General features: G+C 62.0%; 19 protein-coding genes and 2 pseudogenes. 11 read left to right on the top strand and 10 right to left on the bottom strand.

Features of this window, described 5'->3' with window-relative positions; genetic code table 11:
* Positions 1–16 precede the first annotated feature (16 nt).
* On the bottom strand, positions 17–1,357 hold the full coding sequence (aptA, locus tag AC1D11_RS16005; RefSeq protein WP_477646658.1) for an omega-aminotransferase AptA: 1,341 nt from the start codon (positions 1,355–1,357) through the stop codon (positions 17–19).
* A 140-nt stretch (positions 1,358–1,497) separates the two neighbouring features.
* Between aptA and purU the strand changes: the two genes are divergently transcribed.
* The 7 genes and pseudogenes from purU to AC1D11_RS16040 form a co-directional block, all read left to right on the top strand.
* Positions 1,498–2,346, top strand: a complete 849-nt coding sequence (gene purU / locus AC1D11_RS16010; RefSeq protein WP_477646659.1) for a formyltetrahydrofolate deformylase — start codon at positions 1,498–1,500, stop codon at positions 2,344–2,346.
* A gap of 142 nt (positions 2,347–2,488) precedes the next feature.
* The gene (locus AC1D11_RS16015; protein WP_477646660.1) at positions 2,489–3,388 is read left to right on the top strand and encodes a LysR substrate-binding domain-containing protein; all 900 of its coding nucleotides are present in this window, start codon (positions 2,489–2,491) and stop codon (positions 3,386–3,388) included.
* 257 nt (positions 3,389–3,645) lie between these two features.
* Positions 3,646–4,431 carry a carbonic anhydrase family protein gene (locus AC1D11_RS16020; protein WP_477646661.1) on the top strand — a complete coding sequence of 262 codons (786 nt, stop codon included), beginning with the start codon at positions 3,646–3,648 and terminating at the stop codon, positions 4,429–4,431.
* Between the two features lie 109 nt (positions 4,432–4,540).
* On the top strand, positions 4,541–6,043 hold the full coding sequence (locus AC1D11_RS16025; protein WP_477651106.1) for an FAD-linked oxidase C-terminal domain-containing protein: 1,503 nt from the start codon (positions 4,541–4,543) through the stop codon (positions 6,041–6,043).
* A gap of 58 nt (positions 6,044–6,101) precedes the next feature.
* Positions 6,102–7,382: a serine hydrolase domain-containing protein gene (locus AC1D11_RS16030; protein WP_477646663.1), complete on the top strand. Its 1,281-nt coding sequence runs from the start codon at positions 6,102–6,104 to the stop codon at positions 7,380–7,382.
* A 193-nt stretch (positions 7,383–7,575) separates the two neighbouring features.
* Positions 7,576–7,728 (top strand): annotated as a pseudogene (locus AC1D11_RS16035) (CidA/LrgA family protein); the annotation flags it as partial.
* A gap of 51 nt (positions 7,729–7,779) precedes the next feature.
* Positions 7,780–8,130, top strand: a pseudogene (locus tag AC1D11_RS16040) (LrgB family protein); the annotation flags it as partial.
* A gap of 116 nt (positions 8,131–8,246) precedes the next feature.
* Here AC1D11_RS16040 and AC1D11_RS16045 read toward each other — a convergent pair.
* Positions 8,247–8,810, bottom strand: coding sequence for a bactofilin family protein (locus AC1D11_RS16045; RefSeq protein WP_457281477.1), 564 nt, complete (start codon positions 8,808–8,810; stop codon positions 8,247–8,249).
* A 401-nt stretch (positions 8,811–9,211) separates the two neighbouring features.
* Here AC1D11_RS16045 and AC1D11_RS16050 point away from each other — a divergent pair, with 401 nt between their 5' ends.
* The 3 genes from AC1D11_RS16050 (at position 9,212) to fusA (ending at position 12,648) form a co-directional block, all read left to right on the top strand.
* On the top strand, positions 9,212–9,667 hold the full coding sequence (locus AC1D11_RS16050; RefSeq protein WP_477646664.1) for a methylated-DNA--[protein]-cysteine S-methyltransferase: 456 nt from the start codon (positions 9,212–9,214) through the stop codon (positions 9,665–9,667).
* A 35-nt stretch (positions 9,668–9,702) separates the two neighbouring features.
* Positions 9,703–10,407 (top strand): glutathione S-transferase family protein, encoded by a 705-nt coding sequence (locus AC1D11_RS16055; RefSeq protein ID WP_477646665.1) that lies wholly within the window; start codon positions 9,703–9,705, stop codon positions 10,405–10,407.
* A 135-nt stretch (positions 10,408–10,542) separates the two neighbouring features.
* Positions 10,543–12,648, top strand: a complete 2,106-nt coding sequence (gene fusA / locus AC1D11_RS16060) for an elongation factor G (RefSeq protein WP_477646666.1) — start codon at positions 10,543–10,545, stop codon at positions 12,646–12,648.
* Between the two features lie 18 nt (positions 12,649–12,666).
* Here the strand turns inward: fusA and AC1D11_RS16065 are convergent, their stop codons facing one another.
* The 7 genes from AC1D11_RS16065 to AC1D11_RS16095 form a co-directional block, all read right to left on the bottom strand.
* Complete coding sequence (locus tag AC1D11_RS16065) at positions 12,667–13,506, bottom strand: hypothetical protein (protein ID WP_477646667.1); 840 nt, start codon at positions 13,504–13,506, stop codon at positions 12,667–12,669.
* Positions 13,507–13,514: 8 nt separating this feature from the next.
* Positions 13,515–14,345, bottom strand: a complete 831-nt coding sequence (locus tag AC1D11_RS16070) for a YaiO family outer membrane beta-barrel protein (protein WP_477646668.1) — start codon at positions 14,343–14,345, stop codon at positions 13,515–13,517.
* Between the two features lie 71 nt (positions 14,346–14,416).
* Positions 14,417–15,364: a hypothetical protein gene (locus AC1D11_RS16075; RefSeq protein WP_477646669.1), complete on the bottom strand. Its 948-nt coding sequence runs from the start codon at positions 15,362–15,364 to the stop codon at positions 14,417–14,419.
* Positions 15,365–15,396: 32 nt separating this feature from the next.
* The gene (locus AC1D11_RS16080; protein WP_477646670.1) at positions 15,397–16,437 is read right to left on the bottom strand and encodes a bactofilin family protein; all 1,041 of its coding nucleotides are present in this window, start codon (positions 16,435–16,437) and stop codon (positions 15,397–15,399) included.
* Positions 16,434–17,825, bottom strand: coding sequence for a glycosyltransferase family 2 protein (locus AC1D11_RS16085; RefSeq protein WP_477651107.1), 1,392 nt, complete (start codon positions 17,823–17,825; stop codon positions 16,434–16,436). The genes AC1D11_RS16080 and AC1D11_RS16085 overlap by 4 nt, the downstream gene beginning before the upstream one ends.
* 24 nt (positions 17,826–17,849) lie before the next feature.
* Entirely contained in the window at positions 17,850–18,965 is a 1,116-nt protein-coding gene (gene wecB, locus AC1D11_RS16090; protein ID WP_477646672.1) for a non-hydrolyzing UDP-N-acetylglucosamine 2-epimerase, read from the bottom strand.
* A 139-nt stretch (positions 18,966–19,104) separates the two neighbouring features.
* Positions 19,105–19,395 carry a hypothetical protein gene (locus tag AC1D11_RS16095; RefSeq protein WP_477651108.1) on the bottom strand — a complete coding sequence of 97 codons (291 nt, stop codon included), beginning with the start codon at positions 19,393–19,395 and terminating at the stop codon, positions 19,105–19,107.
* Positions 19,396–19,792: 397 nt separating this feature from the next.
* Between AC1D11_RS16095 and AC1D11_RS16100 the strand changes: the two genes are divergently transcribed.
* On the top strand, positions 19,793–21,886 hold the full coding sequence (locus AC1D11_RS16100) for a putative bifunctional diguanylate cyclase/phosphodiesterase (RefSeq protein ID WP_477646674.1): 2,094 nt from the start codon (positions 19,793–19,795) through the stop codon (positions 21,884–21,886).
* A gap of 161 nt (positions 21,887–22,047) precedes the next feature.
* Here the strand turns inward: AC1D11_RS16100 and AC1D11_RS16105 are convergent, their stop codons facing one another.
* Positions 22,048–24,735, bottom strand: a complete 2,688-nt coding sequence (locus tag AC1D11_RS16105) for a hypothetical protein (RefSeq protein ID WP_477646675.1) — start codon at positions 24,733–24,735, stop codon at positions 22,048–22,050.
* Positions 24,736–24,757: the final 22 nt, after the last annotated feature.

Below are 24,757 nucleotides of genomic sequence, written 5' to 3' on the forward strand. Positions count from 1 at the left end.
CTCTGCCAGCGGTGACTCAGGCGTTTTTGCGGATGGCGTCGGCAACCACATTGACGATGCGGTCGATATGTTCTTTTTCGACAATGTAGGGTGGACAGACCACGATGTTGTCAGCCGCCGGCCTCACCAGCACACCGTTGTGGAAGCAGTCCATAAAGATGTCATAAGCGCGCTTGCCCGGCACACCCGTCACCGGCACCAGTTCGACCGCGCCGGCCAGTCCCAGGCTGCGAATACCGATCACATTGGGCAGGCCCTTCAGGCCGCTGTGCATCGCGTCGCCCAATACCTTGCCCATCTGGCCGGCACGTTCATACAGCTTTTCTTCCTTGAACAGCTCCAGCGTCGCAATAGCGGCCGCGCAGGCAACCGGATGGCCGGAGTAGGTATAGCCATGAAAGAACTCCACGGCATGCTCGGGCGCACCGGCATTGGCGTTCATCATGCCGTCATAGATGCGGTCGGAGCAAATCACACCGCCCAGCGGGATGACACCGTTGGTCACGCATTTGGCGAAATTGAGCATGTCGGGCACCACACCGTAATAGTCCGCCCCGAAACCGGTGCCCAGACGGCCGAAGCCGGTGATGACTTCATCAAAAATCAGCAGGATTCCGTGCTTGTCGCAAATTTCGCGCAGCCGTTTCAGGTAGCCCTTGGGCGGAAGATACCATCCGGCGCTTCCTGACACCGGCTCGACGATGACTGCAGCCACATTGCTTGGGTCGTGCAGCGGCAGGATGCGGTTTTCCAGCTCCAGCAGCAGGTCTTCCTGCCACACGGGCTCAACACCATTGATATAGGCGTGGTTGACCGGGTCGTGGATGAAACGCATGTGGTCCACGCGAGGCAGCAACGCGGCGCCATACACCTTGCGGTTGGCCGGAATTCCGCCCACACTCATGCCGCCGAAACCAACGCCGTGGTAGCCCTTTTCGCGGCCGATGAATACATTACGGTGGCCTTCGCCCCGCGCACGGTGGTAAGCCAGCGCGACCTTCAACGACGTGTCCGCGGCCTCCGAGCCCGAATTGCAAAACAGCACTTTGTTGAGGTCGCCGGGCGCCATGCCTGCGATGATCTCGGCAGCCTTGAAGGCCTGGTCGTTGCTGGCCTGAAAAGCGGTCGCGTAGTCCAGTGTATCGAGCTGCTTCTTGATGGCTTCGTTGATGGGCTTGCGGTTGTGGCCTGCGCCCACACACCACAGGCTGGAAATACCGTCGATCACCTGGCGCCCGTCGTGCGTCGTGAAATGCATGCCGTCCGCGGCCACAAACACGCGCGGGTCTTTTTTGAAGCTGCGGTTGGGCGTGAACGGGAGCCATTGGTGCTCCATGTTGAAATTCTGGTAGGCCATGGTGGTTTCCTGCGTCGAAAGGTGTGAAGCTGGGATAGCAGCGCTTGATCTTGCATTCTGGCACTCTTGCCGCCGCCCTGCACATGCAATTGCCTGCAGGCCGGGCAGACACAGCCTTCACCTGCGACAATTCACCCCCTATGAATCACGCTTATATCCTTACCCTGTCCTGCCCGGACCGTATGGGCATTGTTCACGCCGTCTCCGGTTTCCTGTTGCAGAACGGCGGCAATATTGAAGAAGCCGCGCAGTACAACGACCATGACACCGGACTCTTCTTCATGCGGGTTCAGTTTGCCTGCGACCAGCTGACCCAGGAAGAACTGAAGACGCAACTCGAAGCATTCGCCTCACCGTTCAGCATGAAGTGGAAGCTTCACTCGACAGAAGCAGCCATGCGTACCGTGATCATGGTCAGCCGCGACGGCCATTGCCTCAACGACCTGCTGTTTCGCTGGAAGTCCGGCATGGTGCCGCTGGATGTGCGCGCCATCATCAGCAATCACCGCGATTTTTATCAGCTGGCTGCAAGCTACAACGTTCCTTTCCATCACATCCCGGTGACGGCGGCCACCAAGGCGCAGGCCGAGGCGAAGCAGCTTGAGATTATCGAGGCAGAAGGTGCCGAGCTGGTCGTGCTGGCGCGCTACATGCAGGTACTCAGCAACGAGATGTGCGGATCACTCTCGGGGCGTGCCATCAATATCCACCACAGCATGCTTCCGAGCTTCAAGGGCGCCAGACCGTATTACCAGGCACATGAACGCGGTGTGAAGGTGATAGGCGCGACGGCGCATTACGTTACGGCAGACCTTGATGAAGGCCCGATCATCGAACAGGATGTGACCCGGGTTGATCACAAGGACACCGTCGAACACCTGACCGCCCGCGGCAAGGACACCGAAAGCCGGGTACTTGCACGCGCCGTCAAGTGGCACAGTGAACATCGTGTGCTTTTGAACGGCCACAAGACTGTCATCTTTAAATAGCCATGAGCCCCCACGGTCGCTCACTGCGTGTAGCTTCCTGCCCCCCGAGGGGGCCGCTGTGCCTGCGGTCCGGCAAAGCCGTTCCCGCGGCCCCTGCTTGCAAAGAAGCGTCGCAAACGACGTGTAGCGTTCACCAGTAGACATGGCTACTCCTGCCCGAATCCCACCCATTCAGTGCCTGCTGACCTTTGAAGCGCTGGCGCGGCTGCGCAGCGTGACGCAGGCGGCCGAGGAGCTTTGCGTCACGCCCAGCGCGGTCAGCCACCGCGTCAAGCAGCTGGAGCAGATCATAGGCACCAAGCTGTTTGGCCGTGCCGATTTTTCATTGACCACCGAAGGCAGCGAATACCTGGCGCATGTGCGCGAAGGCCTGGCCACACTGCAGAAATTTCCCGGTGCGGCCGGGCAAAGTACTACCGCCGGCAAGCGCAAGTTACGGCTGGCGGTCACGCCCACGTTCGCACGCTCCATCCTGATTCCACGCCTGCGCCAGTTCACCGATGCCTATCCTGAAATCGACCTGACGCTGCAGGTGTCCATCCCCCTGCTGGACGTGGTGGCCGAGGATGCCGACCTCATCGTGCGCTTCGGCACCGGCCGCTATGCGGACCTGGAGCACGTCTGCCTCAGCAAGGACGAGGTCGCGCCACTCGCCTCACCGGCTTTTGTGCGCGAACACGGCCCCTTTGAGGCGGCTGAAGATCTCGAAGGCGAAAGCCTGTTGCGCTCGCCGCTGGAACCCTGGCGCACCTGGTTTGCCGCCCACAAACTTGATTGGCCCGAACCCGCCGACGGCTCCCAGTTCAACGACATCGGCCTGATGTGCGATGCCGCCGCGGCCGGCATGGGCATCGCGTTGATACGTCTCAAGCTGGGCGCGCCCTGGCTGGAAAACGGCTCGCTGGTGCGGCTGGGCAGCAACGAAGTGTTCGCCGGTAATACTCCCAGCCCGCACGCACACTACCTGTGCTGGCGTACCGGCACCATGGACCGCTGGGAATGCGCGGCTTTTGCCGACTGGCTGCGCAAAAGCCTGGGTTAGAACCCCAGGGCCCGTTAGTGAGAAGGCCGCCACTCGGCATTTCAAATGCCTTGACGGGGACGTACCCGTCAGCGTTTTGTGCCTTGCTCAAGGCCTTTTGACCTGCAACAGCATTAACAGCTCCTGACGCCGTCCGATAGGTGGTTTTGCGTCCGTACCGGCTCATGCCTATGATGGGCTGGCAGTGATACCGGGTGAGGGCCCGGCCGACTGCACATGGTCAAAAAAAACCAACCTGTTCAACGAGGGAAATTCTTATGAGGAAAAATCAATTGGCCGCCGGCGTGGCCGGCATCCTGTTCTCCATGCTCGCACTTTCGCCTGCGGTTCACGCCGAAGGCAAGGCCGCCGCAGCCAAGGCTGTCAAACCCGGCACCTTCTGTACCATCCAGAACGCCAAGGCATGCCAGGAAGCCGTGACGCCCACGCAAATCCTGTCGCGCTTCAAGGCCGGTAATTCGCGTTTCGTTTCCGGCAAGCCGCGCCACCAGAACTACCTCGAGGAAATGAAGGCCACGGCGGACGGCCAATTTCCGCTGGCCAGCGTGGTGTCGTGCATTGATTCGCGCGCACCGGCCGAGATTGTGTTTGACCAGGGCATAGGTGACCTTTTCAACGCACGCGTGGCAGGCAACATCGTCAACGAAGACATCCTGGGCAGCCTGGAATTCGCGCACAAAGTCATGGGCGCCAAACTGCTGGTGGTGATGGGCCACACCAGTTGCGGCGCCATCAAGGGTGCTTGCGACGACGCCCAATTGGGCAACCTGACGGGACTCATCGGCAAAATCAAGCCGGCCGCGAACCTGGTTTCCGCCGACATCAAGGACCGCACGTCCAAGAACTATGCCTTTGTAGAGATGGTGGCCGAGAGCAATGTACGCCTCACGGTGGAGACGATCCGCGAAAAGAGCCCCATCCTGCGCGAGATGGAGCAAAAGGGAGAAATCCTGATCGTGGGGGCCATGTACGACGTGAAAACCGGCAAGGTCAGGTTTTATGACGCACCCGCCGCCAAGGCCGCACCGGGCACCAAGTCCTGAGAAGCTGTTGATAAACTAAACGAGGCGGCATTTCACATACCGCTTTAAATTTATTCAACCCGGCCGGGGCCGCTTGCCCTACAGTCTGATTACCCCCTGGAGCCAGACCATGAACGCCCCCGCCTCCCCTGAACAAAACAGCCAGCTTGAGCGATCAGAGCGGCAATCGCAGGTGGTGCGTGCCCTGCAGGCTGTGCTGCCCGCGCATGCCCTGCTGTGGAACAACGAAGACACCACACCTTACGAGTGCGACGGCCTGACCGCCTACCGCCAGCGGCCGCTGGTTGTGGCATTGCCCGAGACCTATGACCAGGTGCAGGCCGTGCTCAAGAGCTGCCATGCGCTGGAAGTGCCGGTGGTCGCACGCGGCGCCGGCACAGGGCTTTCCGGCGGCGCCATGCCGCACAAGCTCGGCGTCACGCTATCGCTGGCCAAGTTCAACAAGATTCTCAAACTCGACGCCATCAGCCGAACGGCCGTGGTGCAGGGCGGCGTCCGCAACCTCGCCATTTCCGAAGCAGCCGCGCCGCTGGGCCTTTATTACGCGCCCGACCCTTCCAGCCAGATTGCATGCACCATAGGCGGCAACGTGGCCGAGAACTCGGGCGGCGTGCATTGCCTCAAGTACGGACTGACGGTACACAACGTGCTCAAGGTCAGAGGCTTCACCATTGAAGGCGAGGAAGTTGAATTCGGCAGTGATGCTCTCGATGGAGCAGGCTATGACCTGCTGAGCGTCATCATCGGAAGCGAAGGCATGCTGGCTGTGACCACTGAGGTGACGGTGAAACTGATACCCAAGCCGCAGCTGGCGCGTTGCATCATGGCCAGCTTTGACGACCTGCGCAAAGCCGGCGATGCCGTAGCCGCCGTCATTGCGGCGGGCATCATTCCCGCCGGCCTTGAGATGATGGACAAGCCGATGACGGCCGCTGTGGAAGACTTTGTGCACGCCGGCTACGACCTCAGCGCCGAAGCCATTCTGCTTTGCGAAAGCGACGGCACGCCGGAGGAAGTCGAAGAAGAAATCGGCCGCATGACCGACGTGCTGCGCCGCTGTGGCGCCACGGCCATTGCCGTGAGCCAGAACGAAGCTGAACGCCTGCGCTTCTGGAGCGGCCGCAAAAACGCCTTCCCCGCATCGGGACGGATCAGCCCCGACTACATGTGCATGGACTCCACCATTCCGCGCAAGCGCCTGGCCGACATCCTGCTGGCGATTGCCGGGATGGAGAAGAAGTACCAGTTGCGATGCGCCAATGTGTTCCACGCGGGCGACGGCAACCTGCACCCCTTGATCCTGTTTGATGCCAACGACCCCGACCAGTTGCACCGCTGCGAACTCTTCGGTGCAGACATTCTGGAAACCAGTGTCGCGATGGGCGGCACCGTGACGGGCGAGCATGGCGTGGGCGTGGAAAAACTCAACTCCATGTGCGTGCAGTTCTCCGCTGAAGAAAACGAGCAGATGTTCGGTGTCAAGCGCGCGTTCGACAGCAAAGGCCTGCTCAACCCGGGCAAGGTGATCCCGACGCTGAACCGTTGCGCCGAATACGGAAAAATGCTGGTACGGGGCGGGCAGATCAAGCACCCCGATTTACCGCGCTTTTAGGCCAAAGACGCAGTCGCCTGGCAACCTCGTAGACTGCGCGGACAACCCAAGCAAAAAAATGCATGCAGTACCGTTCAGCGGTTTTCCCGCCATGCGCCGCCAGCTCTGTCGCGGCTTGTCAGTCGCGTTGCTGGCGTTCGTCCCGCAGTGGGGCTGGTGTGTCGATGCAGGGCAGTCATTGCCCCACCTCGAGCCCTTCGACAGGGCCATGCTGGAGATCATGAAAAAGCACGATGTCCCGGGCGCCAGCCTGGCCGTGGCCAAGGACGGCAAGCTGCTCCTTGCCAAAGGCTACGGTTATGCCGACAGGGACAAGCAGGACGCCATGACGCCGCAAACCCTGTTCCGCATGGGAAGCATCAACAAGACCTTGACGGCGGTCATGGTGCTCAAGCTGGCAGAGGATGGAAAGCTGAAACTGGACGACCCGGTGCTGCCCCTCTTCGAGAAAGCCGGGATAGCGCCCGGCTCCCCGGCTGACCCGCGCGCCAAGGACATCCGCATCCGGCACCTGCTTCAGCATTCAGGCGGGTTCGATCGGGAGCGCTCTGGTGATCCGTTTTTTCAGCCCCGGCTCAGGGACGTTGCCCGCCGGCAAGGCGTCGCGCCCGTCACCTGCGATGCGATCATCCGGGATTCCCTGCAGGACAAGCTGGACTTCGCACCCGGCGAGCGCTTCGCCTATTCCAATACCGGTTACTGCATGCTCGGAAGGGTTGTGGAAATCGTCACCGGCGAATCCTACCGCGCCTTCAGCAGCCGGGAGTTTCTGATGCCGTCCACCGGCAAAGGCTTTCAGGCCGCAAGCAGCACCGAGAGCCGGCAGGGGGAGACGAAATACTACGCGTATCCCGGCGAACCGCTGCAGCGGGGCGCACCGGGTGTTACGAACGCGAATGTACCCAGTCCTTACGGCTCCTACTCCGTCGAAAACATGGACGCACTGGGCGCCTGGATTGCAACGCCAACAGATGTGCTGAAGTTTTTCCTGGCGATCGACGGCGAACGGGGAAAACCCCTTCTGAATGAGGAATCGTTGCAAACCATGCGCAGCGAGCCGATGCTGGAAAAAGATGGCAATCCGCGCAGCTTTTATGCGGCAGGCATCCACGTCGTCAGGAGTGACAAGGGCGATAACTGGTGGCACACAGGCAGCCAGCCGGGCTTGCAGACCCTGGCACTTCGGACCCGTCAAGGCTATGCATGGGTGGTGGCCTTCAATTCCAGGCCGGACCCATCCGGGCGCCGCGCATTCTTCAAAGACATCGACCAGGCATTGTGGGGCGCGGCGAATGCGGTGCGGGAGTGGCCGCAAGGGGATCTTTTTGCCAGTCCTTAAATTTTGCAAGGCGGGTATTGCCATGACCATTCCGGCAATCCAGCCGATGCCCTTGCATCGAGATTGCACTCACCTGCCGTGAAAATCATGTCATGACATCATTGCGGATTTGGCTTGGTTACTCGTTTTTCAGTCCGCAGAGTAACTTCTTTTCCGCGATTTTCCCCTGCCGTTTCCGGGTCCCGTGATCGGCATGGTTTTGCTGCTGCTGGGCCTCCAGTCATACACAGTGCGCACCCCTGCGGCAGTGTGCGCAGACTTCCTGCTCTCGCACTTTTCGTTACTCTTTGTACCTGTCGGCGTCGGGGTAATGACCCATCTTTCGCTGGTCAGCCAGTACGGCGCACGCATGCTGCTGGTCGTGGTGGCGTTCACTTTGGCGGGTTTGCTCGTGACCGTGCTGATGCTGCACCTGGCCGGTGGTGCTGCGGCCAGCGGATCGGCATTGTTGCTGGTATGGGCCGCAGGCTTGCCCGTCGAAGTTACCTGTCGCTCACGCCCAAATCTGTCACCGCACCGGTCGCCATGGGTATTGCGGAAAAGATCGGCAGAATCCCTGCGCTGGCGCCCGTGTTTGCCGTGGTCACTGGCCTCGTGGGCGCGCTCAGCGGCAAATACCTGTTTGACGCCCTGCGAATTCCGTAGACGCTGCGCTGGGCGCCGCGCGGGTGCTTACGCCGGGTTGGCGCTGGGCTTGCAGGTGGTTCAGGCGTCCGCACTGACGCCGCCGGCGTTCCGTTGGCTGTAGCAGCCCGAACGGCAAACACGAAAACTCCGCATCACCTTCCCACCGCGAGCAACCGGGAAGTGATGTGGAGGTTTCGGTGGCGCGTTAGAAACGCGCCTGTTGTTGCTTTAAGTCTCCTACACCGCCTGCAAACCTGGTTTGACCGCGCTCGCCGGCTTGGCCGCAGCCAGCGCGCCGAACAGGATTTCGCCAGAGAGCTGGCCGCCTTCTTCAATCACCAGCTTGCCGTAGCGGATGATGCCGGTGACTTTCCCGGTCGAGTAAATCACCAGTTTCTGCCGCACTGTAAGGTTGCCGTTGAATTCCCCACGGATTTCCGCCACGTCGATTTCCGCGGAACCCTTGAACGCACCCTGCTCGGCAATCTGGATCACACGCGAATCCATGGTGGCCTCCACCAGGCCTTCGACCACCAGCGTATCGCAGTCCGTGATCTCCACGCCCTTGAGTTTGATGTTGGGGCCCACCGTCAACTTGCTGCCGCCTTCTTTTCCCGTGCTCGCAGGCGCTTCATTGACCGCCTTGGCGGTGTTTTGCTGGTTCACATTTGAGGACGATGCACCCGACTGCAGCGCGCCGGAAGCACTGGACGTGCCCGTGGTCCCATAACCATTTCCCGGGCCATGACGCAAGCCGGTTGGTGTCTCGTTTTCTCGCTTGCCAAAGAACGGTGTTGCCATTGTGAGTTCCTTCAAAAAGAACGCATGGTACGTCTGCAAAAAATTAAAAGCTTCAGTGGTGTGCAAGATAGGTAACGAAATTAATTCTTACATCCCCGACCCGGACGTTGCAGCACCCTACGGGGGACGGCATCCCGGGCACATGGCCGCGTGCCCTTCATCCACATGCACGTGATGTCTGTGGAAGTGGATGATGTGCTGTTATCAGCGCAGCACCGCGTACCTCCTCCAATCCCTCAAAGCATCACCTGACGGTCGCGTGTAGCATGTCGGGCACCATGGCCGCTGACAATGAACTCCACACATTCGCGCTTTTTGACACTGCTGTTGGGCAGTGCGCGCTGGTATGGAACGCACATGGCATTGCAGCCGTGCGCTTGCCCGAAACATCGGAGCGCCGCATGTTGTCCCGTCTGCGGGGGGAGTTTGCGCCGCTCGCGCCCGCCACACCACCACAGGACATGCAGCTGGCCATAGACGCCATGACAGCCCTGCTGGCAGGTGACGCCCGCGATTTGCGGTTCTGCACACTGGATCTGCGCCGCATTCCCCCGTTTCACCGCCGGGTTTATGCGATTGCACAGGAAGTCCTTCCGGGCAAAACATGCACGTACGGCGATATCGCCACCGAGCTTGGCGAACCCGGCTCGGCGCGTGCCGTGGGTCAGGCGCTGGGGCATAACCCGTTTCCCATCATCGTGCCTTGCCACCGCGTGCTGGCCGCAGGCGCGCAGTCGGGCGGCTTCTCAGCGCCGGGTGGCGTCTCGACCAAGTTACGCATGTTGCTGATTGAAGGCGCGGAAATCGGCGGCGCGCCCGGCTTGTTTGATCGCGAACCTCCACCGCTCTCGCAATGACGCACTGAATTCTCCTCACCACGAAACCGCCAACCATGCCGTACACCTCTGCCGAAAAAACTCCCACCATCCGCCTCTATTCAGCGCGCCTGAGCATGTTCGGCGCCAAGGTGCAGATCGCCGCGTTTGAAAAAGGCATCCCTCTCGATATCGTCATGGTGCCCTTCACGCAGACCGAGGGCTACTCCCCCAAGCACCCGGAGGTGGTGCGCATCAACCCCAAAAAACAGGTGCCCGTGCTGATCCATGGCGACCTGGAGCTGTTCGATTCGACGCAAATCCTGGAGTACCTGGAAGACCTGCAACCCGAGCCGGCGCTGTGGCCGGCCGGCATCGCCGCCCGCGCCCGCGCCCGCCAGATGGAGCACATGTCGGACGAGGTTTACTTTCCTCACATCATCCGGCTCATGGGGCTACAGCACAGCCTTGACGATCCGCAAGCGGTCGCCGCGATTGATGGTGCGCGGGCCTTCTACATGCGGCTTGAAAATCTCCTGCAAGGGCGGGAGTTCGTGATGGAGAGCTTCTCGTTTGCCGATATCGCCCTGTACATGGCGATGCTGTTTGGCGAACGCCTGGGCGCGCCCCTCACGCCGGCCACACCGTTGCTGCTGGCATGGCGCGACAGGATGAGCGCGCGGCCTTCGGTGCAGAGCGCGGTGATCCCCATGGCGAAATACCTGTTGTCGGACGGCAGGCCTTTGCCTGCCTTCATGGCCGAAATGCTGCAAGCGGCCTGACACCAGGGGCCACACCCGACGTGGGTGCTCGGGGAAAACCGAGCAAAAACCGGCGCTTTGGCGCAAACTGGCGAGCTGGCCGCGCGAACAAATCCAAAATCCAACAAGCGCGGACCGGAAAAACAGGAGTTCACCATGCCCCGCCACACCCCTATCGAGCGTTATCGCAACATCGGTATCAGCGCGCACATTGATGCCGGCAAGACCACCACGACCGAACGCATCCTGTTTTACACCGGTGTGAACTACAAGATCGGCGAAGTCCATGAAGGTACGGCCACCATGGACTGGATGGAGCAGGAGCAGGAGCGCGGCATCACCATCACCTCGGCAGCGACCACCGCCTTCTGGAAAGGCATGGCCGGCAACTACCCCGAGCACCGCATCAACATCATCGACACGCCCGGCCACGTGGACTTCACCATCGAGGTGGAACGCTCCATGCGCGTGCTCGACGGCGCGGTGATGGTGTATGACGCCGTGGGCGGCGTGCAGCCGCAATCGGAAACCGTCTGGCGCCAGGCCAACAAATACAAGGTGCCGCGCCTGGCATTCGTCAACAAGATGGACCGCGTGGGCGCGGACTTTTTCCGCGTGCAGCGCCAGATCAGCGAGCGTCTCAAAGGCGTGGCTGTGCCGGTGCAGATTCCAGTGGGCGCGGAAGACCATTTTCAGGGAGTGGTAGACCTCGTCAAGATGAAGGCCATCATCTGGGACGACACTAGCCAGGGCCTGCATTTCGAGTATGGCGACATTCCGGCAGACCTGGTGGAGACCGCCAACGAGTGGCGCACCAAGATGATTGAGGCGGCCGCTGAAGCCAATGACGAGTTGCTCAACAAATATCTGGCGGGCGAGCCGCTGAGCGAGGACGAGATCAGGCAGGGCCTGCGTCAGCGAACCATCGCCAACGAGATCGTGCCCATGCTCTGCGGCAGCGCCTTCAAGAACAAGGGCGTGCAAGCCATGCTGGATGCGGTAATCGACTACATGCCTTCGCCGGTGGACGTACCCGCCATCCTGGGACACACCGAAGATGAGGGGGAGGCAGAGCGCCATCCGAATGACGACGAGCCCTTCTCTGCGCTGGCCTTCAAGATCATGACCGACCCTTATGTCGGCCAGCTGATTTTCTTTCGCGTGTACTCGGGTGTGGTCAAAGCCGGCGACACGGTCTACAACCCCGTCAAAGGCAAGCGCGAGCGCCTGGGCCGCATCCTGCAGATGCATGCCAACGAACGCAACGAAGTCAAAGAGGTGCGCGCCGGCGACATCGCGGCCGCAGTGGGCCTGAAGGAAGCCACCACCGGCGACACGCTGTGCGACCCGGCTCACGTCATCATCCTGGAGAAGATGGTGTTCCCCGAACCCGTGATTTCGCAAGCGGTGGAACCCAAGACTCAGGCCGACCAGGAAAAGATGGGCATTGCGCTGAACCGCCTCGCGCAGGAAGACCCCTCGTTTCGCGTGCACACCGATGAAGAGTCGGGCCAGACGATCATCTCGGGCATGGGAGAGCTGCATCTGGAAATACTGGTGGACCGCATGAAGCGGGAGTTCAGCGTCGAAGCCAATGTGGGCAAGCCGCAGGTGGCCTACCGCGAGACGATCCGGCAGGCGGTGAACGATGTCGAAGGCAAATTCATCAAGCAGTCGGGCGGTCGCGGGCAGTACGGACACGCGGTGCTCAACCTGGAGCCGCAGCCTTCGGGCAAAGGCTATGAGTTCGTCGATGCCATCAAGGGCGGCGTCATTCCACGTGAATACATTCCGGCCGTCAACAAAGGCATTGTCGAAACACTCAAGGCCGGTGTGCTGGCCGGCTACCCCGTGGTCGACGTGAAAGCCACGCTGGTGTTCGGTTCCTACCATGACGTCGACTCCAACGAAAACGCATTCCGCATGGCCGGCTCGCTCGCCTTCAAGGAGGCCATGCGCCGCGCCAAGCCGGTGCTGCTCGAACCCGTGATGGCGGTCGAAGTCGAGATGCCAGAAGACTTCATGGGCAATGTGATGGGTGACCTCTCGTCGCGGCGCGGCATGGTCCAAGGCATGGAAGACATCGCGGGCGGTGGCGGCAAACTGGTGCGCGCCGAGGTACCGCTGTCGGAGATGTTCGGCTACTCGACCACGCTGCGCTCGCTCACGCAGGGCCGCGCGACCTACACCATGGAGTTCAAGCGCTATGCCGAGGCACCGGCTGACGTGGCCGCAGCCATCATGCGCGGCAAGGGCAGCTAGCCCCGGGCATGGTGGTTATCAGGTGGTGGCCTTCATCGGCGCGTTGCTGACGGCCCAGGAATACAAGGCGACAAATATCAGTGCGTCAAAAACCGCACCGAAGCAGATGTAGAGCACGGGCATGAACAACACGGAAAGGTGCTGCATGATGAAAGCCTGGGCCAGCACCTGATGGGGAATCAGGATCGCAAAGAAGGCCAGGATGAGCACCGTATGCAGCAGCTTGGTCAAGAGGCTCTGGTTCAGGATGTAGTAGCCCATTGCCAGCATCACCGGCGTCGCCACCATAACGCCGTAGCCGATGGTCATGAGCTCCTCGCTGTGGCGGCCGATGCTGTAGGGAAACTCGGACGATGAGAACCAAAAATACCCCAGCGCGACGAACTGCAGGACGCAGACGATGCGGATCGGGTATTTGAGCGGCAGCTTGGCGTCCTTCATGCGCAGCGAAAGCGCAAACGCGGCCAGCGTCACCAAAGCGGTCACCACCAGCGTCGTCTGGCCCGGCATGGGCGCGCCTTCAGACATCGTGCCCATGAGCAAGGGGAACTGCCCCGCCTCATTGGCGCGCGTCGTCAGGCTGAAAGGAAGGTCCAGCCTCGCCGACCAGAACAGGATGCAGCTACGCCAGAACTCCAGCAGCAACGGTTTGGCCCAGAGCAAGAATCCGCACAGCAGTATCGGGAGGATGATCGCCTGCGCCGCCAGGTACGGGGTCACCCGGAGCGGCGTGATGGCGCGGTGGGGCCGCACCTTGACCTGAAGCGCCCGTGCGCGTCGCGCGGCATCAAACGTTTTATGGAAGACAAGGTCATGCTCACGGGCTTGAGCCGACACGGAATTTGCTCGGGTGCTCATGGCGGCCTTCAGAAGTTGTGGAAGATGCCGACGTTGACGCCGGTGCGGCGGTACAGCGGGTTGCTGTAGCGGTTCGCGCCCACCAGTACGCCGGTACGCGGATTGAGCCAGTGCCGCCATGCAATGCTGGCCTCGCGGCTGTCAAAGTTCACCAGTTGGGTGTTGGGCCCGGTCGCCAGGTAGCCCTCGCCGCCCCAGGCGTAGCGCGCCGTGACCAGGTCCTGTTTGTCGCGGCCATAGGTCACCGCCACAAACTGCTGCTGCGTCTGCACGGAACCGGGGTTGCTGCTGTTCAGCCGCACACCGCCTTCAATGATCCAGGGAGCCTCGAAGTAGTAAGCCGCACCCAAAGAAACGCTGCGGTCACTGTGACCGTCCGGCGCCTTGTAATACCCGATGCCGACATTGCCGACCAGGTTCCGGCCCGGCAGAAACTTGCGATAGAGCGTGGCATCGGCCCGGTAACGCGGCAGGTAAAAAGCGCCGTCGCCCGCACCCACGGCGAGCGATCCATACCAGTCTTCGTTAAAGGTGTAGGTGTCACCCAGCCCGATGAACGCACCGTCTTCATTGAACCGGCGCTGGACGGAGGCTTCGGCCTGAAACACATGGCGCGACACGCCGTAGGCGCCGCGCAAGGTGATGTCGTTCCAGTTGCCATAGCCGCCTGTGAGGCTCTGCGCGCCTGTGCTCAGCTCCAGGCTTCGGATGGGCTCTGCAGGTGCTTGCACCGGCACTGCGGGGGCGGCCCCGTCCTGACTGGATTGAAGCGGTTGGGCCAGGGTCGGCCCGGCACATGCCAGAACGCACAGCGGAAAAAGAAGGGTTGTTTTGAGCATGCTGCTCCTCTCAAAAAGCGTATGGAAATTGAAAAGGCCGGCAAAGCGGCCCGCATGGGTCAAGCGATTTGTCATCCGCAGCCGGCTTCTTTGGCGGCCGGTTTGAGGCCTTTGCTTACCAGAATCTGGAAGGAAGCTTCATCCGTCACAGCCCAGCGCGCGGAGTGCCGAAGCGGCGTCGCCTCCCGCAGCCAGCAGCGTGCACTGGCGCTATCGTTCTGGCGCATCGCCAGCACGGCGAGCAGCCCCCACGGGTAGTCCTCTTTGCCCTGGCTGAGCCATTCGGTGCGATGCGCCGCCATCCATGCGCGGTAATAGGGGCCGGCTTCAGCAGGCGCCAACGGAAAATCCACCAGCAATGGAAATATCTGCGCCACCTGGTGCGGATAGAACGCCCGCTTTTCGGAGCGCTGCTCGAGTTGCGTTGATACCAGGAAGTGCTTGTCCACCGGATTCCAGAAGGTGTCACGGATGGCCCGCGCCAGCTTGTCCGCCTCCAGGGCTTCTGCAACCGGCTTGCGCTGCGCCTTGAGCGACCAGACCTCCAGGTTGTCCATGAACAGCCCGTGGAGCACCAGCGGAGACACCATGTAGATGCCGCGTGAGGGCTGGAACAGATGCTCCAGTGCGGTCTTGCTGATCGCATGGCTCTTCAGCCACACCGGCTTGCTGCGCAGCTTGTCCGGCATGGTCTCCAGCAAGCGCATCCACATGGCGAGCAGGGAGTCGTCAGCGTCCGCCGCCTTGCAGGAAGTCCACAGCCCAGCGGCATCCCTGCAAAACCTGTCAAAAGTACCGTCGGGTTTTTGCTTCGGCACCAGCCAGTCGGCAAACTTCTCGGCAGGCGCCGAAACGTCCATGCCATTGTCATGCGCCAGCAGCAGCGCCTGCATCGCGAAATACGGATCGGCCGAATTTCCGCCATGCAGGACCGTTATCGCTCCCGCCTGGTCGGCGTAGCCCTGCAGCACCAGCGAAGGCGCGGCTGTCGCAAGACTTCCGGCACCAGCAAGCATCATCAGGAGGCCTGAGCACAAAAGACGTCTGATCCTCATAGCGGTTTGACCATGCCGATCTCATGCGCCCATAAGGTTCCGTACACGGTCACACCGTCTTCCACGATAAGGTTGGCGGCACTCACGGTGGTCTGCGCGTGGGCTTGCCCAATCACGGCACTGGCGCCAATCAGCACATCACTTTCTGAAATGACCGGGCCCCAGACACGTGCATCGGCAAAGACGTAAATCCGCTTTTCGCACGTCAGGGCGCCTTGCACAGAGGCTCGCGGTCCGATGCTCACCCCGTCACGGGCCTTGATGTCGCCGGCGACGGTGGTGGCCGCGCCTATGGTGAGAAATCCCGTCACCACCAGCGAACCCTGGTAAGTCTTGCCGGGAGGCAGCGCACAGTCGCCGCGGATGAGGTAGAGATCAGGCGTCTGGCGAATGGCACCGGGCAGGTCGGCATAGCTTGCCGGCGACTGTTCGTACGATTGCGGCTGCGGCACGGTGCTGACACGCGAGCCGAAACGCAGCACCGGCGCATGCAGCCGCTCAAACCAGGCTTCAGTCCCCAGTTCAATGGCGCCTCCCGCAGAGATTCTCCTGAGCCCTATGCTGTTCGCGCCGAGGCGAACCACGCCATCGGCATGCGCCCAGTCACTGATTTCGCTTTGCGGGCCCAGCTCGATATCGCCCGTGGCGTAGAGGGCGGCAAAAGCAGAGTCGCCCCCCGCCCGCAGGCTGCCATCCACATAGACCGGCTGCACGCTGCGCACGGCGTCCGGGCTGCTGATGCTGGCGCGTGAGATGAGCCGATTTCTCGCCTGGCGCCAGTCCATGTCGGTCGGCGATTCGGCCACAAAGTCGAATTCCTCGTAACCGGTTGAGGGGCCCGATCCGAGCTTGGCCATTGCGTCCGCGCGCAGGCGCCGGGCGAAGTGGTCAATGTCGCTGGTGTAGACGGGGGACACCGGCAAAGGCGCGGCATCGGTGGGCCTCAGCCATTCGCTGAATGCAGGAATAAACGGCAGGGTCAGCAAGACCAGGCATACCGCCGCAAAGGCGACATAGGTGAGGTAATGGGGTGTCATTTCAGGGGCGCCTCCCGATAGCGGATGGTCTTGTCCCAGACCATTTCACGGCTGAGGACACGGTCAAGCAGCAGGCTCCAGACGGCGCCCGAAATCGCAAACAGGCTGACCAGAAAGCCCAGCATGTTGAAAGGCAGCAGGCGAAGGCGCCTGCGGTTGCCGTCGATCAGCACGGCAATCACAATTTCAAAGAAGGCCGCGAAGTTCCCCAGGGTGCCGTAAACCATCAGCGCAAACACCGGAATTAGCACTGACAGCAACGAGCCTGCGTTCAGGAAATACAACCCCAGGGCCAGGCACCAGCCCACCAGCATGACCAGCGGCACTACAAACACAAAGAGCAGCAACAAGCCATCCAGGCGCTGGCCGGGAGTCAGATAGGTGCTGGTCGCAAATTTCCACCAGTAGCGGGACATCACCTGGTTGTGCCCCTTGGCCCAGCGCGTCACCTGTTTGATACGAACGCTCCAGTCCTCAGGAACTTCTTCATAACATTCGGACCGGTTGGTGTAGACGGTCTTCCAGCCGTTGAACATCAGGCGGTAGGTGATGTCGGTGTCTTCGGCCAGCGTGTCGTCGTGCCAGCCACCCACGGCCGCCACGGCCGACAGGCGCACACCACCCACCGTGCCGCCGTACTGCGGCATCAGGTTCATGTTCATGCGTGCCTGCTGGTCCACCTGGTAGCCGCCCGAGCGTTCGAGGTCGAGCAGGCGCGTCAGCAAATTCGCGCCGCTGTTGGCCGGGACCACGCGCCCCATAACAGCGCCGATCTCGGGATCAAAAAATGGCGCGACCAACTGTTTTAGCAGGCCGCGGCCCGGCACATAGTCGGCGTCAAAAATAATGGCGATATCGCCCTGCGCGAAGGCAAGCGCATCTTTCAGTGCGGCGGATTTACCGGCCTTGCCGCCGACGCGGTGGAAAGGCCAGATGCGGGAAGGGAAACGCTCTACAAAATCGTCGATGATCTGTGCCGTCGCATCCTGGGAGCGGTCATTGACAGGAATGATCTTCAGCCGGTCGTGCGGGTAATCGGTATCGAGCAATGCCTCGATGCAGCCGGCAATGACTTTTTCTTCATTGTGGGCCGCGATGAACACGGTGATCATCGGCCACGAGGCCACGCTGATATCGATATACGGGTGACGCTGCACGCCGGTCAGGCGGTTCATGGTGAACATGAAATGCCGCAGGCCGTAAAGCATCATGATCAGCACGATGAGGAACAGCAGCGACGCCATGACGGCGGCGACCGGGTAGGTCTTGAATGCAGGCACGAGGGCCTGTGCGTCTTCAGATTGGGCGAATGCCGGCAAAGAAGCGACCAGCCCAATGAGCGCAGGCAGGCTGGCACGCGCAAAGAGAGAGAGGGAGAGGGATTTCATGAGCGTTGCTCCATTCAAAGCCGTTCAGGCCAGTTCAGGCAGCGCGACGGCTTCATCCGCCAGGCTCCGCGCCAGCACGTCAACGATGCGCTGCGACGCGGCGCCGTCACCGAACGGATTGCCGGCCTGCGACATCCGCGTGTAGGCAGCCGTGTCCGTCAAAAGACGAAGGGTTTCGCGCACGATCACCGGGCGTGCCGCGCCGATCAGCAGGGAGCAACCCGCCTCAACCGCTTCGGGCCGTTCGGTTTCATTGCGCAGCACCAGCACAGGGACACCAAACGTGGGCGCCTCTTCCTGAAGGCCACCGGAATCAGTCAGCACCAGGCAGGCATCGACCAGCGCCTGCTGCATCTGCGTGTAATCGAGTGGAGGCGTCAGCCTGACATTGGGCAGGCCGCCGAGGATGGCATTGACAGGTTTCTGGATCACCGGGTTCAGGTGCACCGGGAACAACACTTCCAGCTCAGGCTGTTGCCGCGCGATCTCGGCGATGGCGTGGCAGATTTCGGCCACATCGTCGCCCCAGTTCTCGCGCCGGTGAACCGTCACGAGCAGATGGCCCCGCCCTTGCACAGAGCGCCGGATGTCGTGGCGTTTGCAGGCCCAGCGCTGCGCGTCGATCACGGTATTGCCCGTGACATGAATTTTTGCGTCTGCAATACCCTCGGCCTGCAGTGCCACCTGGGCGCCCTGCGTAGGTGCAAAGTGAAACTGCGCCAAGCGGCTGATCATCTGCCGCAGGCCTTCCTCGGGGAAAGGGCGGCCGAGGTTGTAAGTGCGAAGGCCCGCTTCGACGTGCGCCAGCGGCACGCGATGGTAGTAGGCGGCGAGCCCGCCCTGAAAGGCGCTTTCTGTGTCGCCCTGAACAATCACGAGCGACCACGCCTGCTGCTGCATCACCGCGTCAATCTGCTGCCGGCAGCCCGTGCTGAATTCGACAAGACTGGCACCGATGCGCTTGAGCGAGATGTCGGGCGTCACATCAAAACAGTCAAATACCTGCTGGGCCATTTCAGCGTGCTGGCCGGTATGCAGCCACTGCACGCGCGCCCAGGGCGCTTCACGCAGCGCGTGATAGACCGGTGCGAGCTTGATGATTTCGGGGCGTGTGCCCGAGACGATGAGGATGTTGTGCATGTGCCTGCTTTTTAAATGGGGATGGATGAGTTCATCGGTCAGGACGCGGCAAACGAAAGGAGAAAAAGAAGCAGGGACAGCGATATCCCGCACATGGGAACGCCCGCTGCGTCCGTAATGGACCGGTTAAGGCTGGCGCTCACGGCACAGGGGTCGCAACGCTCGCGCTTGCGGTTTCCTGGCCGTGGAGATCTACGACCACCACAAGGTCTCCGCCAAAACGCCCCACACCGAGCTCACTGATCAGTTGCTGTTCCTGTTCGGCGGAATCCATGCGCAGAAAGCACAAGGCCTGGCGTTTTCCGGCTTGCCCAGCGGCAAGGATGTCCAGCCTAGCGATAGAGCCGAAACGGGAGCAGATGGAGAGCAGCGCCGGACGCAAAGCGCCAATATCGGTGTAACCATTGAGTTGATCGAGAGTCGTATTCATATTTCCTGCTAAAAATTTATTGTTTTGTTTTAAGCTTTTTCGCTACGCCATAAATTTGAAAACTTAAGTACAAATATCAATGTAAGAAGCAATTCCATAGGAAACACTGAGGGAAAACCGCCCACAGCTGTAGGACGAGCCCCCGCCGCCCACCGAGCGAATTTTTTGAACATGAATCTGGGCTTGTCCTACTTCAGCGAGCGCTAACGGATGTCAGGCGTGGGCACACCAGGCTGTTGTGATGACTGAGCTGACTTGTCCCGCAAGGCAGCTGGCGCAACTACGGAACCCAATGGCACTTATCAGCTTTCTCGCAGACAACAACCGCGCCATTACCGACAGACTGAGCCAGATCGAGACGCTGCTTACGTCAGCTGCGCGACAGGCCGGCTAACCCATGGACAAACTTCTTTCTCTGGTGCCAAAACAGCCGGGCTACACCCACGAAGACGCGGCAACGCAAATGCTGGGCTTGCTGGAACGGGCCGCGAAGGCCGGCGCATGGGCGGTGGATTTGCCGGCTCGCCACTTCACATGGACCGCCCAGCTGGCAACCCTGCTTGGTATTGCCCCCGCGGCAGCGCCTTCGTTCGAAGACGCGCTCGCTTTCTACGCACCCGAATCCCGCGTCCTGATGGCCGGTGTTTTCGAAGCCTGCATGAACGACGGCACGCCTTTCGACGCAGAAGCCCAGGTGATTGCCGCTGGCGGCCGGGTACTGTGGATGCGCTCCCTCGGTGAAGCGCTGCGAGACGCATCGGGCCAGGTGGTGCGCATCCAGGGGATTCTGCACGACCTCACAGACAAGAAAAAGGCCGAGCAGGATGCCCTGCGCCTGACCATGCGACTCAGCACCACACTGGCCAGCATCACGGATGCCTTTGCCACGCTGGACATGGAAGGCCGCTTTACTTACGTGAACCCCGAAAGCGAACGCCTGCTGCGCCGCAAAAGCAGGGACTTGCTGGGCCACACGCTCTGGCAGGCAGTCCATGCAAATCGCGGCGGGCGCTTGCGCCGGGAGGTACGGCTCGCGCTGGTGAGCGGCCAGCCTGTTGAATTTGAAGAGTTCTACGTAGAACTCGGCAAGTGGCTGGAGTTGCGCGCCTATCCCTTCGAAGAAGGGCTTGCCGTGTACTTTCGCGACATCACGGAACGCAAGGCGGCCAAAGACGAGATTGAGCACCTCGCGTTCTATGACGCCCTGACGCAATTGCCCAACCGGCAGTTGTTGATGGACAGGCTCCAGAGTTCGCTGAGCGATGGCATCGATCATTCACGGATCGGCGCATTGATGTTTATCGACCTCGATCATTTCAAGGTACTCAATGACACGCTGGGCCATTCCAAGGGCGACCTTCTGCTCCAGAAAGTGGCTTCACGCCTGACGGCATGCGTCAGGCATAACGACACGGTGGCGAGGCTTGGGGGCGATGAATTCGTGGTCTTGCTGGGAGATCAGGGAGAGAACCCCGAGGCAGCCATTCTGCGGACTCGCGTGGTCGGCGAGAAAATCCTGGCGGCGCTCAGCGAGCCCTATGACCTGATGGGCCACGAGCACCACGCCACCTGCAGCATCGGCATCACCCTCTTCAGCCAGCAGCAGGAAAGCGTCGGCGACCTCCTCAAGCAGGCCGACCTGGCGATGTACGGCGCCAAGGCCGCGAGCCGCAATACCCTGTGCTTTTTTGACCCGCAGATGCAAGCGGCGGCAAGCGCCAACGCCGCCATCAATGTGGAACTGCGCCAGGGCATGCGCAACCAGGAGTTTCTACTGCACTACCAGCCGCAGGTGGGAAACGAAGGATACATGGTGGGCGTAGAAGCCCTGGTCCGTTGGCGACACCCGCAGCGCGGGCTGGTCTTTCCTGACGAATTCATCTCTCAGGCGGAAGAAAGCGGCCTCATCTTGCCCCTGGGTAAATGGGTGCTGGAAACGGCCTGCGCGCAACTGGCCGCCTGGGCCATACGGCCGGAAACCGCCAACCTCAACGTTGCCATCAACGTCAGCGTGCGCCAATTTCGGCACCCCGATTTTGTAGAGATGGTGATGGCAGCCATCGACGAGGCGGGCATCAGTGCCCACAGGCTGAAGCTGGAATTGACCGAAAGCCTGCTGGCGTCGAATATCGAGGTCACGATTGCCAAGATGGGCATTCTCAAAAAAGCTGGCGTCACCCTGTCGATTGATGATTTCGGCATGGGTTACTCGGCCCTCTCCTACCTGAAGCACTTGCCGCTTGACCAGCTGAAAATTGACCGCAGCTTTGTGAAGGACGTGTTGACGGATCCCAATGACGCGGCCATCGCCCGCACCATCATCGGCCTGGCACAAAGCCTGGGCTTGGGCGTCATGGCTGAAGGCGTGGAGACAGAAGCCCAGCGCGAATTTCTGGTGCGCTATGGCTGCGGTTGCTACCAGGGCCACCTGTTTTGCAAGGCGCTTCCCATCGCGGAACTTGAGGCTTTCATGCTGGGCAAGATGGGCTGACGAGACGGGCGCTCCAGAGGACGGGGCGACACACAACCGCAGAGAGTCCAATGCAACCATTCACTATCAATTTGATAGCTGCTCGCGCTCATTCCTATTGGCCGAGAGCACAAAACGCCAAGAATCCGCACGTACGGCTTCCGGCGCTATCAACGGACAAGCTACTGGTCGACCTTGACCCGGTAAGTGACGATGAGCTGGGCCCCGGAAGCCAGCGAGCCGGTAAAAGTCCACTTCAATGCACCCTGCGCGTTTACGGCTGGCTGCGTGGTCACAACGCAGCCCGTGATACCCGGCGGCAGCACGCCCGGGCAGGCGGTTGAGACGAAGCCGGTGAACGCCGGGGTCGAGTCGCTCACAAACAGCGTGGACAGCGCCTGCGTGCCGTTGTTGGTGGCCGTCAGCGTGTACTGCAGCGTGTCGCCGGGGTTGGCGTTCACGCTGGTGGCGGAGGCAATGGCCTGGGTGACGTTGCTCACCAGCTTGGCCAGCAGGAGGTCGCCTGCCTGGCCGACGGTGGTGATGTCGGTGGCAAGCAGGGTGCTGACGCTGAGCGCCGGGCTGGCGTTGGTATAGCTGAAGGCGGCGCTCAGGGTCACGCTGTTCTGCGCGCCCTGGCCGGCGCCTGCGGGTACGAACTGCTTGACGATGAGGCAGACGGTTTGCCCCGCCGTGACGGTGATGAAGGTGGTGACCTGCGGCTCACTCGCCTCCAGCGCCGCATTGCAGTTGCTGTCCTGGTACAGCACCTGGCTCCACGCAGGGCTGGCCGGCGTGGCGATGTTGGCCATCGAGAAGGTGACTTGCCCGCCGGTGCCGGCGGTGTAAGTGTGGGCGTAAAACACGACCGTGCCGGGCTGGGCAGTCTGCGCGCCGTTGGGGCTCAGGATGTTGGGCGCCACCATGCCGAAGTTGATGCCGGTTCGGGCCAGCCCGGACCCGGCGGTGTAGCTGACGCTGGGTCGGGTGTAGCTGCCACCCGTGGTGCCGGCCGAACCGCCGGTGGCGGTGTAGCCAGCCGGCAGCACAGGCGTGATGACCACGGTGCCGCTGGTGGCACCGGGAATCCACAGAATGAAGCTGCCGTCACTGGCCGTGGGTTCGGTGTCCACCGTCGTCGCGCCCTGCATGGCATTGACGGTGATGCCGGCCAGGCCGGGCTCCGTCCCGGCCTTCACGCCGTTGTTGGCGGTGCCGCCGCCCGCGCCGTTGTCGGCAAACACGTTGCCGCTCAGCGTGCTGCCGTTGTACAGGCCGAAATTCTGCGGTGGGGGCGGCGCGCCCACGATGCTGAACTGAATCACGCCGGTCGGGTTCTGCGTACCGATAAAACCGGCCGGATAAGCGACCGTGATGTCGCTCAGCGTGTTGTTGCCGTCCACGATCAGGCAATAGTTACCTTGCTGTATGTTGGTGAAGCTGTAGGCGCCGGTAGTCAGGCTGACCGAAGCCGCCACCGTGGCCGGGCCGTTGCACACGCTGCCGGTGCGCGGCACCAGCTTGACCCACAGCGCGCTGGCTCCGCCTATGCCGGCCTCGCCCGCGTCCAGGTTGCTGTTGTGGTTGGAGTCGCTGTAAACGTTGCCGCCGAAACCCAGGGCCACTGCACTGACCACGGGCGCAGCGCAGCCGGCGCTCGGCGTGTTGGCGGCGGTGCAGGTGGTGGGTGTCGGCGGGCTGGTGCCACCGGCCGGATCCACCGCGGTGTAGTTGGTGACCGTGATGTTGCTGGTGGGTTTTGCCGTGATCTGCAACACCGAGGTGCCGCCGCTCGCGGCGATGGTGCCAACGAAATTGCAGGTCACCAGCGTGCCGCCGGCATTGGCCGCGGTCGAGCAGGTCCAGCCGGTGCCGCTGCTGCTGACGTAGGTCATGTTGACGGGAAGCTGATCCACCACCCGCGCCACAAAGGCCGGCGTGGTGGTGGTGGTTGCCACGGTAAGGGTGTAGACACTGTTGATGCCCACCTGCAACGCAGGGCTGGGCTGCGACTTGGTGACAGTCAGCGTGGGGTAGATGGGCGTGATGGTCACGGAGCCGTCGCCACCGGGATTGCCGGTGCCCGGCGACGTGTTGCCGGGGACGGTCGCGCCGCCCGCGCCACCCAGCGACGCGGTCACGCTGAAAGCCGACACCGACACCGCGTCGCGGCAAGATCCGCCGCCCGTGGCCTGAGCGGTGGTGTTGGTGGCGCTGCTGTCCACCAGTTCCGCGCCGCCCACACCGGCCGCGCAACCGGCGCCGCCGCCGCCGCCGCCCGAGCCGTCGCCGACGCGTGTCGCGCCGGCGCTACCCGCTGCGCCCGGCAAGGTGCCTATCGTCGTCGTCGCGGCCAGCCCGGGGCGGCCCGCGATGTTGAGCGCGCCGCCCTGCCCGCCGCCACCGCCGCCGGCGACGATCAGCCGGGCATTGGCGGCCGTGGCCACCACGCTGGCGGCACCGCCGCCGGCACCGCCGCCGGACCAGCCGCTGCAGCCGGCCTGGCCACCGGAGCCGCCGGCCCAGCCCGGAGCACCGCCCGCAAGGCCGCCCGCGCCCGCCGCGTTGGCGCAGGTAAAAGCACCTTGCGATGTGTTGCCGGGCCGGCCACCCTGTCCGACGGCCACGTTGAGCACGGTGCCCGGGGCGATGTAATACGTGCCCGTGGCTCGCGCACCCGCGCCGCCAGCGCCGCCGTCACCGCTCAAGTCATTGCCGCCGCTGCCACCACCCGCGCCGTTAGCCTGAATGATCACGCCGCCCGCCCCCGCAGGAACGGTGTAGGTCTGCAGGGCGCCGGTGTAATTGAAGGTCGTCTGAGCCATCGCCCACGGCGCTGCCACCAACATGATGACAGCGGCCCATGCCATGCGACCTGCCCTGCGGGATTGC

This window comes from Polaromonas sp. P1_E11 (assembly GCF_056405995.1).